The organism is Loktanella sp. DJP18 (genome assembly GCF_049310965.1).
GTDB lineage: Bacteria > Pseudomonadota > Alphaproteobacteria > Rhodobacterales > Rhodobacteraceae > Loktanella.
Genome location: NZ_JBMERN010000005.1, coordinates 14,761 through 29,047, shown reverse-complemented (window position 1 = coordinate 29,047; position 14,287 = coordinate 14,761). Strand labels below are relative to the sequence as shown.

15 protein-coding genes are annotated in these 14,287 nt (G+C 64.2%); 9 read left to right on the top strand and 6 right to left on the bottom strand.

Annotation, left to right across the window (positions count from 1 at the left end):
• Window positions 1-39: 39 nt before the first annotated feature.
• Together ACOI1H_RS02420 and ACOI1H_RS02415 are read right to left on the bottom strand one after the other, a co-directional pair.
• Window positions 40-705 (bottom strand): HdaA/DnaA family protein, encoded by a 666-nt coding sequence (locus tag ACOI1H_RS02420; RefSeq protein WP_422435129.1) that lies wholly within the window; start codon window positions 703-705, stop codon window positions 40-42.
• Between the two features lie 3 nt (window positions 706-708).
• Window positions 709-1,767, bottom strand: coding sequence for an AI-2E family transporter (locus ACOI1H_RS02415; RefSeq protein ID WP_422435128.1), 1,059 nt, complete (start codon window positions 1,765-1,767; stop codon window positions 709-711).
• 126 nt (window positions 1,768-1,893) lie between these two features.
• Here ACOI1H_RS02415 and proS point away from each other — a divergent pair, with 126 nt between their 5' ends.
• The 7 genes from proS (at window position 1,894) to ACOI1H_RS02380 (ending at window position 7,957) form a co-directional block, all read left to right on the top strand.
• On the top strand, window positions 1,894-3,231 hold the full coding sequence (proS, locus tag ACOI1H_RS02410) for a proline--tRNA ligase (protein WP_422435127.1): 1,338 nt from the start codon (window positions 1,894-1,896) through the stop codon (window positions 3,229-3,231).
• A 105-nt stretch (window positions 3,232-3,336) separates the two neighbouring features.
• The gene (locus tag ACOI1H_RS02405; RefSeq protein ID WP_422435126.1) at window positions 3,337-3,903 is read left to right on the top strand and encodes a peroxiredoxin; all 567 of its coding nucleotides are present in this window, start codon (window positions 3,337-3,339) and stop codon (window positions 3,901-3,903) included.
• Window positions 3,900-4,502: a DUF2937 family protein gene (locus tag ACOI1H_RS02400; protein WP_422435125.1), complete on the top strand. Its 603-nt coding sequence runs from the start codon at window positions 3,900-3,902 to the stop codon at window positions 4,500-4,502. The genes ACOI1H_RS02405 and ACOI1H_RS02400 overlap by 4 nt, the downstream gene beginning before the upstream one ends.
• 9 nt (window positions 4,503-4,511) lie before the next feature.
• Window positions 4,512-5,219: a ThuA domain-containing protein gene (locus tag ACOI1H_RS02395; RefSeq protein ID WP_422435124.1), complete on the top strand. Its 708-nt coding sequence runs from the start codon at window positions 4,512-4,514 to the stop codon at window positions 5,217-5,219.
• Between the two features lie 153 nt (window positions 5,220-5,372).
• On the top strand, window positions 5,373-6,656 hold the full coding sequence (locus ACOI1H_RS02390; protein ID WP_422435123.1) for a lipoprotein-releasing ABC transporter permease subunit: 1,284 nt from the start codon (window positions 5,373-5,375) through the stop codon (window positions 6,654-6,656).
• A 4-nt stretch (window positions 6,657-6,660) separates the two neighbouring features.
• Window positions 6,661-7,353, top strand: coding sequence for an ABC transporter ATP-binding protein (locus ACOI1H_RS02385; protein WP_422435122.1), 693 nt, complete (start codon window positions 6,661-6,663; stop codon window positions 7,351-7,353).
• Between the two features lie 205 nt (window positions 7,354-7,558).
• On the top strand, window positions 7,559-7,957 hold the full coding sequence (locus tag ACOI1H_RS02380; protein ID WP_422435121.1) for a c-type cytochrome: 399 nt from the start codon (window positions 7,559-7,561) through the stop codon (window positions 7,955-7,957).
• Here the strand turns inward: ACOI1H_RS02380 and ACOI1H_RS02375 are convergent.
• Window positions 7,931-8,638: a DUF1194 domain-containing protein gene (locus tag ACOI1H_RS02375; protein ID WP_422435120.1), complete on the bottom strand. Its 708-nt coding sequence runs from the start codon at window positions 8,636-8,638 to the stop codon at window positions 7,931-7,933. The genes ACOI1H_RS02380 and ACOI1H_RS02375 overlap by 27 nt on opposite strands.
• A 120-nt stretch (window positions 8,639-8,758) precedes the next feature.
• Here ACOI1H_RS02375 and ACOI1H_RS02370 point away from each other — a divergent pair, with 120 nt between their 5' ends.
• Window positions 8,759-9,394 carry a DUF3047 domain-containing protein gene (locus tag ACOI1H_RS02370; protein WP_422435119.1) on the top strand — a complete coding sequence of 212 codons (636 nt, stop codon included), beginning with the start codon at window positions 8,759-8,761 and terminating at the stop codon, window positions 9,392-9,394.
• A 63-nt stretch (window positions 9,395-9,457) separates the two neighbouring features.
• Window positions 9,458-9,856, top strand: coding sequence for a c-type cytochrome (locus tag ACOI1H_RS02365; RefSeq protein WP_422435118.1), 399 nt, complete (start codon window positions 9,458-9,460; stop codon window positions 9,854-9,856).
• Window positions 9,857-9,897: 41 nt separating this feature from the next.
• Here ACOI1H_RS02365 and ACOI1H_RS02360 read toward each other — a convergent pair whose 3' ends face one another.
• From ACOI1H_RS02360 to ACOI1H_RS02350, 3 genes are all read right to left on the bottom strand, one after another.
• A complete protein-coding gene (locus ACOI1H_RS02360) occupies window positions 9,898-10,371 on the bottom strand; it encodes a hypothetical protein (RefSeq protein ID WP_422435117.1) in 474 nt (157 codons plus the stop codon).
• Window positions 10,372-10,529: 158 nt separating this feature from the next.
• Window positions 10,530-11,885, bottom strand: coding sequence for an IS1380 family transposase (locus ACOI1H_RS02355; RefSeq protein ID WP_422435116.1), 1,356 nt, complete (start codon window positions 11,883-11,885; stop codon window positions 10,530-10,532).
• Between the two features lie 398 nt (window positions 11,886-12,283).
• The gene (locus tag ACOI1H_RS02350; protein ID WP_422435115.1) at window positions 12,284-14,239 is read right to left on the bottom strand and encodes a DNA gyrase/topoisomerase IV subunit B; all 1,956 of its coding nucleotides are present in this window, start codon (window positions 14,237-14,239) and stop codon (window positions 12,284-12,286) included.
• Window positions 14,240-14,287 lie beyond the last annotated feature (48 nt).

Here is a 14,287-nt window from a genome sequence, read left to right as displayed (position 1 = left end):
GCCTTCTTGCCTGCCTACATGTCAGACGTATGACGGATTTCACAGCAGGTCGCCCTGCTTGTCCAGAACCTGTGCGGCCAGCCGCACCGTGATCGCACGCTTTTCCGAAAGTGCCGCCGTATCGAGGTCGGCCACGATGCGATGTGCGGCGGCAAAGGACCTCTCGATCCGGGGCAAGAGGTAGGCCGCGACCTCTGGCGTCAAGGTCAGTTGCCGGTCGGCGAACAGCTTCATCAGCAGCGCCTGCAACAGCGCGTCGTCGGGGGCGTCGATGCTGGCCGGTGTCGTCGCCTGCATCCGGCTGGCAAGGTCGGGCAGGGCGATGTCCCACCGGGCGGGCAGGGTGCGGGCGGTCATCAACAGCGGCAACCTGTGCGCTGCAAGGTGATTGTGCAGGTGAAACATCGTCTCCTGCGCCGCAAGGGGCAGGCGGTCCAGGTCTTCGATCACCGTGGCTGTGCGTGGGTGCAGGTCCGAGGGCAGAGCGTCTGCCGACAGGATTGCAGCGTCGTGGCTGGCCGCGAAAACACGGGCGAGGTGGCTTTTCCCCGACCCTTCCGGTCCGGTCAGGACAAGCTTGCCCAGTGGCCAGCGGACCGGGTCGGACAACATGGCAAAGGCCTTGCGGTTGGCATCCGCGACAAAGAAATCCTCGGGTCCCAGCGCAACCCCAGTTGGCCAGTCGAAGGTCAGTTGCCGCGCCATCGTTCAGTCGCCCAGCGTGCCGCGATACAGCGGGCTGGACCGGTAACGGTCCAGCGCGAACCGCGCCAGCACGCCGATGACGGCCGCAACGGGCACCGCGACCAGCAGGCCCACGAAACCGAACAGCGATCCGAAGACGGACAGCGCGAACAGCAGCCAGACCGGATGAAGACCCACCGAAGAGCCGACCAGTTTTGGCGTGAGGATGTTGCCTTCGACGAACTGGCCGGACTGAAAGATGGCCCAGACCGCGATGATCCAGGGCCATTCGCCCCAGAACTGGAACAGGGCCAGCCCGATGGCGAGCCCGCCGCCCACGATCGCGCCGACGTAGGGAATGAACGTCAGCGCCCCTGCGATGGCCCCCACGACAAGGCCGAAGTTCAGGCCGACGAGCGCCAGCGCCAACGCGTAATAGGCACCGAGGATCAGGCACACGAGGCCCTGACCCCGGATGAAGCTGGCCAGCGTCTTGTCGATCTGGCGGGCAAGGTCGCGGATCGTGTCGACATGATCGCGCGGAAGCAGCGCGTCGATGCGGGCGGTCATGTTGTCCCAGTCCAGCAACAGGTAGATCGCGACGACCGGCACCACGACCAGCAGCACGATGACGTTGACCAGCCCCAGCGCCGAAGTCAGCACGGTATTCAGCACCTCTCCGCCCCGCGACTGGATCATCTCTCCGATACTGTTAAGCTGCGTGCGGATCGTGCTGCCCTCGTCCAGCAGTTCGGGAAAGCGACCGGTCAGCCAGCCTTGCAGATTGTCGAGCAATTGCGGTGCGGTCGCGATGAGGTCGGTCAACTGGTTGATCAGCGTCGGGATGACCAGCAGGATGATCAGCGCAAATGCGAATAGCGCGACAAGCGAGATGATCGTGACGGAGATCGCGCGGCTGAGACCCAGCCGTTCCAGACGGTCTGCCACCGGATCGAGGATATAGGCAATCGCGCCACCCAGGATGAAGGGCATGATGACATTGCCCAGAAGATACAGCAGCACGAGGAACACCACCGTGGCGATGCCCCAATAAAGCGTCTGTTGGCGCGTTGTCATGGCCATCGGGCATCCTTCCAGCGATCCTGCATCTCAATGGCGCAGCCGGGGCCGCAGGGCAAGCCATGCTTGCGGGCGGGCAGGGGGCCGATTAGACAGTGCCGCAAACCAAAGCTTATAAGGTCGAACCCCATGCGGATGTCGCGCTACTTCCTCCCCGTCCTCAAGGAAACTCCGCGCGAGGCGCAGATCGTCAGCCACCGCCTGATGTTGCAGGCCGGCCTGATCAAGCAGGCGTCGGCCGGCATCTATTCCTGGTTGCCGATGGGCTACAAGATCCTGCGTCGGATCGAACAGATCGTGCATGAGGAGCAGGCGAAGGCCGGCCACCTTGCCATGCTGATGCCGACGATCCAATCCGCCGACCTGTGGCGTGAAAGCGGCCGCTATGACGCCTACGGCGACGAGATGCTGCGCATCAAGGATCGCGGCGGGCGCGACATGCTGTTCACGCCAACGGCCGAAGAACTTGTGACCGACATCTTCCGCGCGCATGTGTCCAGCTACAAGGACCTGCCGCTGACGCTCTACCAGATCCAGTGGAAGTTCCGGGACGAGACCCGCCCCCGCTTTGGCGTCATGCGCGGCCGCGAGTTTCTGATGAAGGACGGCTACAACTTCGACCTGACGGCCGAGGATGCGCTGCATGCCTACAACCGTCACCTTGTCACCTACCTGCGCACCTACGAACGCATGGGGTTGCAGGCGATCCCGATGCGCGCCGACAGCGGCCCCATCGGTGGCGAGGACACGCACGAATTCCTGGTGCTGGCCGAAACCGGCGAGTCGGAGGTGTTCTATGACAGCGAGATCACCGACCTGACCTTCGGCGACCGCGACATTGACTTTACCGACAAGGCCGCCTGTGCGGCCGTACTGGAGGAGTTCACTTCGCGCTATGCCCGCACGGACGAGACCCACGACGAGGCCGTCTTTGCGCAAGTGCCAGAGGCGCGCCGCCGCACCGCGCGCGGCATCGAGGTCGGCCAGATCTTCTACTTCGGCACGAAATATTCGGACGCGATGGGGGCAACCGTCCAGGGGCCTGACGGCAAGAGCGTTCCCGTCCACATGGGATCGCATGGTATCGGTGTCTCCCGCCTGCTGGGTGCCATCATCGAGGCGAGCCATGATGACAAGGGCATCATCTGGCCCGAAGGTGTGACCCCGTTCCACGTCGGCATCGTGAACCTGCGCCAGGGCGACGTGGACACGGATGCCGCCTGCGAGGATCTTTATGCCAAACTGACGGCCCGTGGCCTCGACCCGCTTTACGACGACCGTGATGAACGTGCCGGGGCGAAATTCGGCACGATGGACCTGATCGGCCTGCCCTGGCGCATCACCGTCGGCCCGCGCGGGCTGAAGTCCGGCGTCGTGGAACTGACCTCGCGCCGCACGGGGATCAGCGAAGAGATCAGCCCGGAGGACGCCATCGCCCGCATCGCGGCGATCTACGCGGGCCTCTGATGCCACATCGGGGTGGCCCCCGGGCCGCCCCGTCGCCTTGCCGGTGGACGCAAGGCACATTTTGCGGCAGACTGCCCGCAAAACAAGAGCAGGCCGAGGCATCCCATGTCACTTACGTCCGTCGACTGGACGACGATCCCCGCCCCGCGCGACGACGGCGGGGCCGCGCACCTGGCGGGGCTTGCGGTGCCGCAGGTCACATTGGCCTCGACCGCGGGCAGCAGGGTCGACCTGTCCCGCCTGCCGGGGATTGCGGTTCTCTACATCTACCCGATGACCGGCCGCCCGGACCGGCCCTTGCCTGACGAATGGGACGCAACCCCCGGTGCCCGGGGCTGCACGCCGCAATCCTGCGCCTATCGCGACCACTTCGCCGATCTGTCCACCCGCGGCGTCGCGCATCTGTTCGGCCTGTCCACGCAGGATACCGACTGGCAGGCCGAGGCGGCGGCCCGCCTGCACCTGCCTTATCCGCTGCTGTCCGATGCTGACCTGACGCTGACCCGCGCCCTGAACCTGCCGACCTTCCAGATGGAGGGCCAGACACTGCTGAAACGCTGCACCCTCATCCTGCGCGACGGCGTGATCGTCCGGGTCCATTACCCCGTCTTTCCCCCGGATCAGGACGCCGCCGGCGTGATGGCGTGGCTCGACGACCCGGTGACCCCATGATCCGCACACTGGCCCTTGCCGGGGGCATCCTCGGGGCAGCGGGGCTGTCGCAGTATCCCGAATTCTCGCAGCAGTATCTGCAACGGCTGGCCGGGCAGGTCGATGCGCTGGACATCGTCGTCGCGGACTTCGAAGGCTCCGCGATGCGTGCCGGTCTGACCCGGTCAGAGGCGCTGGCCGAACTGACCGGCACGCCCTTTCTGACCGACCGGCAGGCCGACATGCGCCGCACCTTTCGCCGACATGCGGTGCTGACCGACAATCTTGCCACGTTGCGCGAGGCCTCGCCCTTGGAGCGGATCATCATGCCGCAGCGCATGGTGGACCCCGCGACATTCACGGCGACCTGGGGCGACTATCGCCCGGCGATGCCTTTGACCGTCGCCGGAATCGTCAGCGGCCTGATCGGCTTCACCCTTGCATGGCTGATGTCCCGCGCGTTCCTGGCCCTCATGCTCGCACCGCTGCGCAAGCGGCAACCTCGCCCCCGCCCTGCGCGTTCGCACGCTCGCCGCGGCGAACCCGTCGTGCTGCGCCAGACCGCGGCATCCCCCTCACCTGTGCCGCGCCTGTCCGGCGTGCGCCGCGATCACCGATAGGACCCACCGATGAAAGCCCTGATTACCTGGGGTGGCTGGACCGGCCACCAACCCGAACGCATCGCCGATATCTTCAACAGAATGCTGACCGAGGAGGGACTGGACGTCACCGTCACCGACAGCCTGTCGTGTTTCGACGACCCCGACCTGCTGGCGTCGCTCGACCTGATCGTACCGGTCTGGACCATGGCCGACCTGTCGCGCGACGCGGCAAGGAACGTGTCCGAGGCGGTTGCGCGCGGCACCGGCCTCGCCGGTTGCCACGGCGGCATGTGCGACGCTTTCCGCGGCAATCCGCTGTGGCAGTTCATCACCGGGGCCAACTGGGTCGCGCACCCCGGCGGCGACGGGGTGAAACATCGCGTGACCATCACCTCCGACGATCCGCTGGTCGCGGGGCTTTCCGATTTCGACGTCGAGACAGAGCAATACTACCTGCACACCGACCCGGCCAACCGCGTGCTGGCCACGACCCGCACCGACGTCGTGACCTGGTATCACAGCCCCAACGGCGCCGTCGACATGCCGGTCGTCTGGACGCGGTCTTGGGGCCTTGGCCGCGTCTACTACAATGCGCTGGGTCACGCCCCTGACGTCATCGCGACCGGCACCCCCTACGAGATGCTGCGCCGCGGTCTGCTCTGGGCCGCCGCAGGCAAGGCCGCCGCCGCGGGCCAATCGATCAATCATCTGCAACATGCCGGCAATCACGGCTGATCCGCATTCATCTGGCCAGATAAACTCCGAGGGGAGGTGCCATGCACCGGGGGGCTGGCCCCCCTGCGGCCTTTCCCCAGTCACACCCGCTTGCATTGACGCTGGCCCCGATTTGCGATCATGGTCCGCGCGACCTGATGACCGGACCGCGACATGCCCAATACGCCACCCTTTGCCCGCTTCGAATGGCTGATCGCCTGGCGCTACATCCGCGCCAAGCGGGCAGAAGGCGGCGTGTCCACCATGACCTGGATCAGCCTGATCGGCATCACGCTGGCGGTCTTCGCCCTGATCGCGACGCTGGCGATCCGGTCCGGTTTCCGGGCGGAATTCGTCGACACGATCCTCGGCTCCAACGCGCATGTCACTGTCTATGAGCAGACGCCGATCGCGGGGACCGACCAGTTCACCCGGATCATTTCCGATTACGCCGCCTTGACCGACCGGATCGCACAGGTCCCGGGCGTCACGCGTGCGGCCCCGCTGGTCCGCCAGCAGGTCATGGCGAACCGGGGCACGGAAAACGCGGGGGTCGAGGTCTACGGCATCACCGAAGACGACCTGCGCACCGTCCCGCGCATCGCGAACCCCGAAGATTCCACCGGCAGCCTTGACGATTTCCAGCAGGGCATCGCCATAGGCTCCGGCGTGGCGCGTGAACTGGGCGTGGCTGTCGGCGACCGGATCAAGCTGATCTCTCCCAACGGGGTGCGCACGGCGATGGGCACCAGCCCGCGCGTGAACGTCTATCCGGTCGTCTATGTCTTCACCGCCGGGCGCTACGACATCGACAAGACAAGGGTCTACATGCCCTTGGCCGAGGCGCAGACCTTCTTCAACCGCGAAGGAGTCGCGGACGAGATCGAGGTCATGGTCGCCGACCCCGACCGGGTCGAGGAGGTGATGCCAGCCATCGTGAATGCCGCCGGCGACTACGCCTACGTCTGGTCGTGGCGGGACAGCGCGGGTGCCTTCCTGCGCGCCCTGACGGTCGAGGACAATGTCATGTTTGTCCTGCTGTCGATCCTCGTGCTGATCGCTTCGATGAACATCATCTCGGGCCTCATCATGCTGGTCAAGAACAAGGGCCGCGACATCGGCATCCTGCGCACGATGGGCCTGACCGAAGGGTCGATCCTGCGCATCTTCTTCATCTGCGGGGCGGGGATCGGCACTGTCGGAACGCTGCTGGGCCTGCTCCTCGGCTGCCTCTTCGCGCTCTACATCGACCCGATCTTTTCTTTCGTGAACTATGTCGCCGGCGGCGGCGTCTGGGACCCGGAGATTCGGGGCATATATGCGCTGCCCGCTCAGTTGAACCTGTCGGACGTGGTATCCTCTGTCGCGCTGTCGCTGGGCCTGTCATGGGTCGTCACGATCTTTCCAGCCCGCCGCGCAGCCCGCATGAACCCGGTCGAGGCACTGCGCTATGAATGATCCGATGCAATCTCAACCCATTCTGGCGCTCACCGATCTGCGAAAGGGCTACAACCACGGGAAGCCCGGCGAAGTGCTGGTTCTGCAGGGGGCCAGTCTGACCGTGCAAGCGGGCGAGGTCGTGGCGCTGGTCGCGCCTTCGGGCGCGGGCAAGTCCACCCTGCTGCATATCGCGGGTCTGCTGGACACGCCCGATGCCGGCACCGTCGCGATCCGGGGCGAGGATATGACCAACCTCGGCGACCGCCGCCGCACGGCGATCCGGCGCAACGATGTCGGTTTCATCTACCAGTTCCACCACCTGTTGCCGGAGTTTTCGGCGCTTGAGAACATTACCTTGCCGCAGATGGCGAACGGTGTGCAGGACAAGGCGGCCAGGGACCGGGCGATGCTGTTGCTTGACACCGTCGGCGTCGGCCACCGCGCGACCCACCGCCCGGCAGAGCTTTCGGGCGGCGAACAGCAGCGCGTCGCCTTTTGCCGGGCGTTGGCCAACGATCCGGTGCTGCTGCTGGCGGACGAGCCGACGGGGAACCTCGATCCCGCAACGTCCGATCGGGTGTTCGACGCGCTGATGGCGCTGGTGCGCAGCACCGGCCTTGCCGCCGTGATCGCCACCCACAACCTCGACCTTGCAGCGCGGATGGACCGTGCCGTGCGATTGGTGGACGGGCAGTTGGTGTCGGGCGCGGCCTAGCTCCGCTGCGTCACGCAGATGCCCGCGCACGCTCCCAAGGCCCCGGCGCGCGGCCCGTCGCGGCCAGCAGTGCCGATCTCCCCGTGGCCAACATGATCCACACGAGCAGCGACACGTGCGACCTCTCTTGCCTGATGGGCGCGAAGCGCCCATGATTGTCGCAACATGCGCCGGACCAACCGCGCACCAGCAGCCGAGGCACCCCATGCGCACCATCATCCTGACCGGACTTCTGGCCCTGGCCGCTTGCGCGCCCGAACAGAAGCAGATCGACGGAGAGGCCGCCTTCATGGCGCAATGCGCGGGGTGTCACGGCGCGTCCGGGCGAGGCGACGGGCCGATGGCGGCAGGGCTGCCCGTGGCACCGCCTGATCTGACCTTGATCAGCGCCCGCAACGGCGTCACCTTTCCCGCCGACCGCGTGATGAGCCAGATCGATGGCTTCACTCGTGGCAGCCACGGCGGCGCGGACCCGATGCCGCATTTCGGCGACGGTGACATGGGGCCGCTGATCATGACAGCCGAGGATGGCAATCCGGTCCCGGTCCCGGCCGAGCTTCTGGCCCTGTCGAACTACCTAAGGCTGATCCAGCGCCAGCCGTAGTGGCGGCACCTCGCCTGCGATTTCAAGGAACAGCTTGCGCTGCACCGCCTCGGCAAAGCTGTCACGCCCCTCTGCCGTCACCATGAAGGCGCCGGGGCCGCCGATGATGTTGTCGGCGTATAGTTGCTCCAGATCGTAACCCGCCCGGCGCGGGCTGTCGGGGCGCAGGATCGGCAGTGCATTGATGACGGTCCCCTGCGCCAGCACCGTGTCGCGGGACGGCACGATGGCCGGGCCTGACGAATTGCCCATGCTGTCGCCGGAAAAGTCGATGACATGGCGGAAACCGTCGAAGTCGTTCACCTCGATCAGCCGCTGGCCTTCCAGCAGGGCGGCCCCGATGGCGTTGCTGCCCAAGGCTGCGCGGGGGGCGACCGTCAGCGCGTCGGCAAAGGCCTGCGCCGTGGCGGGTCCGTCGATCAGCATCCAGTCCACGACCTGCACCTGATTGGTCGCCCATTCGACGTAGGTGACGGCGATATGACCGTGCAGCGTGTTCGCGATGGCGCTTTGCACCGTATCCGACAGCAGCGCATCGGCGTAGCCTTGCCGCTGGAACGCCAGCTCGCCCGCGTCGATCGACCCGCTGGCGTCCGCCAGCAGCACGAGTTCGAGCGAGGTTTCGGTCTGCGCCGCGGCGGCAGAGGACCAGAGCGCTAGGACAGGGATCAGGTATTGCATGACCCTACGTTAGCGGGCTGCGGGCGTTTCACCCCCTGACAATGGCGTGAGGGTGGGTGACATGCGGTGAAATGGCGCACATCCGGGCTAAAGTGCAGGCAGATGCCTTGGAGGATGCCCATGAAACGCACGTTGACCGCCGCCCTGATGTTCATGGCTGGCACCGCCGCCGCCGGACCCGTCAGCTTTGCCGATTGGCAGGAACAGCGGTTGTCGCTGTTCGGATCGAACGACTACACCTTTGGGCAGACCTTGCAGATGATGTCGGACGGGTCGGTCAGCATCGCCTGGGGGCGGGTGCCGCAGGCCGACTGGGGCGCGCGCACCGCATCCTGGACCTGGGACGTGTCCGAGGGCGTCCCGCCCACGGACCTGAGCGTCAAGGGCGGCGACGACCGCAACCTTGCGGTCTATTTCGTCTTCGTGCCGCAGGCGGTCGCGGCGGACCTGGCCAGCGCCGACATCCGCGCCTTGCTGGGCCGCGACGACGTGCGCGTGTTGCAATACGCCTACGGCGGCAGCAACCCCGTGGGTGCCGTGCTGCCCTCGCCCTACGGCACCCCCGGCACCGGCGTCACGATCCCCTTGCGGCAGGCAGGCACCGGATCGCACAGCGAGAGTGTGGACCTCTCCTCCGACTACGCCCGCGCGTTCGGCGGACAGCCCGGCGCGCTGATCGGTCTGGCGGTAAGCGGGGACAGCGATGACACGAAAAGCACGATCCGCGCAGCGGTGGGTGGGCTGTCGCTGAATTGATCTGCATCAACGCACAGGGCGGGCAGGGGAGTCAGGCTGGGGTCATTCTAAAAGGATGATCCCATGCGCCTGTTGCCCGCCTTTTTGATCTGCCTCGCCCTTCCCGTCGCCGCACAGGACGCTGACGCGGGCAAGGCCCTGTTCCAGACCCATTGCGCCACCTGTCACGGCGTTGCGGCAAGCGGGGACGGGCCGATGGCGAACATGTTGCTGGTGCGTCCGCCGGACCTGACGACGCTGACGCAGCGGTATGGCGGCACCTTTCCCATCGCGCGGATCGTGATGCGCATCGACGGCCGCGACCCGCTGACCAGCCACGGATCACCGATGCCGGTTTACGGAGACTTCTTCGAGGGCTGGGACGTGGCCGTGAAGGCCGAGACCGGCCAGCCGATCATGACCAGCGTGCCGGTGGTGGATTTGTTGGCGTATCTGGCGGGGGTGCAGGGTAGTGGCGGCTAAAGGTAATGCTGCTGTTAAGCAGCCAAAATCGCTTCAAAATTTCAAAGGTTTCTCGTGTCTTCGATATCTCTGAGTGTTGGAAGGACTTTCCAATACATGGTGGCATAACTTTTAATAATTTTAAATATTCCGTCGCTATCTTCTGTTGAAAATTCCCAGTGAAGAATTGATTTATCGAATATTGATGCGGTGGTCTTTGCTGCCTGGATTAGCTCTAGATACTTTGTAGTTGGCTCTGTCGCTTCGTTTAGGAGCCTTTTTCTATCGTTGGATGGGCCTATGATCGAATGTGCAAGAAACTCAGTTCGAAATACTCTTATATGCTTGTAAGGTTCGGAGTTTAGAAATGCTATCGCCTCAGCAATGGTGCTTTGTATCGAAGCCGCTAGCCCCCCAATTTCCAAATGGATATTGTCCCAATGCGGTAGGTGTTTTCTTCTAATAGCTTCTATCTGACATTCCCCAAGTTGCCTGCCTTCTGACGTCAAGACCGCCTGATTTTGCCAGTTGGCCAAGCGTTTTTCGCCCTGAGCGCTGTCTGCTATCGCGCAAACGCCCGAAGTTCGGCGGATCGGCCCGTGAACCCGCAGCGACCCAGCCCGGCAGGGACGTTTTTCAGCGTGGCGGACAGACCTGTCCTGCCGTTTTCGTTCAGTTTGGGTCCGGATCGCGGTCATGCGCATAGCGGTGGCGTTCGCAATCGGCGGATGGCGTCGAGGATGGCGCGCACCATCGGGCCGGTGACAGCCACCTCTGCCAGTTGGAAGGTAATGGCACGAGCGTGGCGCACGACGCGGGTGCCGATCTTGATCAGCTTGAGCTGGAGGCTGGTCAACGACCAGTCGGCCATGGCCTCGGGCAACTCGATGCAGCGTAAGAAGGTTGCCAGGTTATAGGCCAGCGCGTGCAACTGTAGCCGCACCTCGTTGTCGCGGAACCGCCGGCACGACAGCCGCGTCCAGTGGAAGGCGTATTTGCCCTCCTTGATATGCTGCTCGGCGGTGCCGCGCTGGTTGTAGAACCGAACCACCCCGTCCGATTCCATGGGCAGGTTGGTGACGATGAAGCCCACGCGGGGAAACAACTCGCCCGGATGCCATTCGATCTTCGCGATCACGCGGCGTGGCTTGTCCCAACTCTGAGCCTGATACTGGAAGGCCTCATAGAACCGCTTCACCTTGGTCAGCGAGGGCCGACCTACAGGCCGCGTCAGCCGATGCACGATCTTCTCGCGAAGGACAGTGTTGGCGGGCAACCGGATGGCGTAGAAGTAGCCTGCCTCTTCCAGCCGCGCATAGATCGCAGGGATCGCGTAGGCGGCGTCGGCCCGGAAGAACCGCCCCCCAAGCTCGCGCTCAGCATATCTGGCAATGACGGGGTCAAGAACAGCCCTCCAGCCATCGGCACTGTGGACGTTGCCGTTGCGCAGGGCACAACGTTCCAGCATGCCGAACTGGTTGAACAGGAAGTTCGGGTGATAGCAGCTGCAGTCGAAATGTCCGTTCCACGCCGCTCCTTCCTGATCGCCATGGGTCGGGCTGACCGAGCTGTCCATGTCCAGCACGATATACTTGAGCCCGTTGCGGTCATGAAACCGGTCGATCCATTGGCCATTCAGGTCGGCCAGCGCCGCCCGGTTCTCGGGCAAACCCAGGGTCTCGGTCTCGAACCGCCCCATCTGCGAGGCCGAGGCCGCCTGCGCATCGACGGCGCGCCCACCCACGACCTGGCGCATGACCGGATCGACGGCGAGACGGTCGGCGTCGTTGACGTCCTCGTAACCCGCCAGCCGCCCGAACACCGACTGCCGAAACAGCCCGTCGAGCCGGTGGACGGTGTTCTTGCCCCTGCGGTTGTCGCACAGCGCCGCAGACGCCAGATCGGACAGCCCAAGCGCGTCATCCAACTCGCGCATCACCAGAAGGCCGCCGTCGGAACTGAGCTGAGTGCCGCGAAATTCCAGTCGCACGCGAGGGTCGAAATCCACCCGATCTGCCCGCTGTAATCCCGCACCCTCTGGGTGATCCATGAAGCACGCCCCTCGCAGCCATCAACACCACGATTTATATGGGTAATGTCAAGTTCAGGACAGCGAAATCAGAGATTTACTTGGGGAATGCGGGTCTATATCGACCGACAAGTCTCTCATTCGCTCAAGTGCAAAGACGAAATTTGAATAATCATTCCGCCTCTCATTGTCCCAGAATCGACATATTGCCAAAAGGCAAAGGTGAGAGTTTGCTCGCGTCTGCGAGTGAACGATGTGGCCTGAGTAGGAGTGTGATATTTTAGAATAGTCGCCATATTCGATGGTTGCTTCAACATAAGCCGCGTGGGTCAGTATTTGGTCAATTATAGTTCGCAACCGCAAAAGATTGGCGGTAATCTCAGGCTCTAGATTTTTAACATCCTTCTTAAGTCCTTCACTCACACATCCAACTCCTCCACAAACCGCGCATTCTCCTGAATATACGCAAACCTTAACTCCGGCTTCTTGCCCATCAGGCGCTCCACCAGATCGCTGGTCTCTCCCGGTTCCTCGTCGGCCACGGTGACGCGGATCAGTTTGCGGGTGGCGGGGTCCATGGTGGTGGATTTCAGGTCGGCGGCGTCCATCTCTCCCAGACCCTTGAAGCGTTGCAGGTCGATCTTGCCCTTGCCGCCCAGACCCACGGCCAGCACGCGGTTCTTTTCGGCCTCGTCAGAGACATAGATGCGTTTCGCCCCCTGCGTCAGACGATAGAGCGGCGGGCAGGCCAGATAGAGGTGGCCCGCATCGATTAGGGGCCGCATCTGGGTGAAGAAGAAGGTCATCAGCAGCGACGCGATATGCGCGCCGTCGACGTCGGCGTCGGTCATGATGATGATCTTGTCATAACGCAGATCGTCCAGATTGAACCGCGTGCCCATGCCGACGCCCAGCGCCTCGCACAGGTCAGAGATTTCCTGATTGGTGGTCAGCTTGCCAGAGGCCGCGCCCAGCACGTTCAGGATTTTGCCTTTCAGCGGCAGCAGCGCTTGCGTCTTGCGGTCGCGCGCACCCTTGCCGGACCCCCCGGCAGAGTCGCCTTCGACGATGAACAGCTCCGTGCCCTCGCGGGTCTTGTTGGTGCAGTCGGTCAGCTTGCCGGGCAGGCGCAGTTTCTTGGTCGCGGTCTTGCGGGCGGTTTCCTTTTCCTGCTTGCGGCGCAGCCGTTCCTCGGCCCGCAGGACAAGGAAATCAAGGATCGCACCGGCGGATTTCGTGTCCGCCGCCAGCCAGTTGTCGAAGTGGTCGCGCACGGCGGCGTCCACCATGCGCTGCGCGTCCACGGTGGCCAGCCGGTCCTTGGTCTGGCCGACGAATTCCGGTTCGCGGATGAAGCAGGACACCAGCGCGCAGCCGCCCGCCGTCAGGTCTTCGCGCGTGATGTTGCCCGCCTTGCGGTTGTTGGTCAGGTCGCCATAGGCCTTGATCCCCTTGAGGATCGCGGACCAGAACCCGGCCTCGTGGGTGCCGCCTTCGGGGGTCGGCACCGTGTTGCAGTAGGACTGGATGAACCCGTCGCGGGCGGGCGTCCAGTTGATCGCCCATTCGACCTTGCCGGGGACGCCGAATTTTTCGGTAAAGCTGACGTTGCCGGCAAAGGGGTTGTCGGCGTAGGTCGTGGACCCACCCAGCGTTTCGTTCAAGTAGTCGGACAGGCCGCCGGGGAACTTGAAGGTCGCCGTGGCGGGCGTCTCGCTGTCGTCGATCTCGGTCTTCCAGCGGATTTCGACGCCGGAGAACAGGTAGGCCTTCGACCGCGCCATCTTGAACAGGCGGGCGGGTTTCAGTTGCAACCCGCCGAAGATGTCCTCGTCCGGGTGGAAGGTGACGGAGGTGCCGCGCCGGTTGGGGGCCGCGCCGATCCGTTCCAGCTTGCCTTGCGGCACCCCGCGCGAAAATTCCATCGCGTAGAGTTCCTTGTTCTGCGCGACCTCGACCCGCAGGTGGTCGGACAGGGCGTTCACGACCGACGACCCGACGCCGTGCAGACCACCGGATGTGGAATAGCTGTCGCCCGAAAACTTACCGCCCGCGTTCAGTGTGCAGAACACGATCTCCAGCGCGGATTTCGTGGGGTCCTTGGGGTGCGGCCCGATGGGGATACCGCGCCCGTTGTCGCGCACGGTGACATGACCGTTGGCGTGCAGCTCGACCTCGATCCATGTGGCGTGGCCGGCGACGGCCTCGTCCATGGAGTTGTCGATGATCTCGGCGACCATGTGGTGCAGGGCGCGGTCGTCCTTGCCGCCGATATACATACCGGGGCGCAGACGGACGTGTTCCATGTCCTCCAGCACCTGGATCGAGGCGGCGTTGTAGGAATCGGGGGAGGCCCCGGAGAGGAGGTCTGACATATGCGCTGCTCTTTTCAAGGTTTCGCGCATATTGGCAGGCGGGGCGGG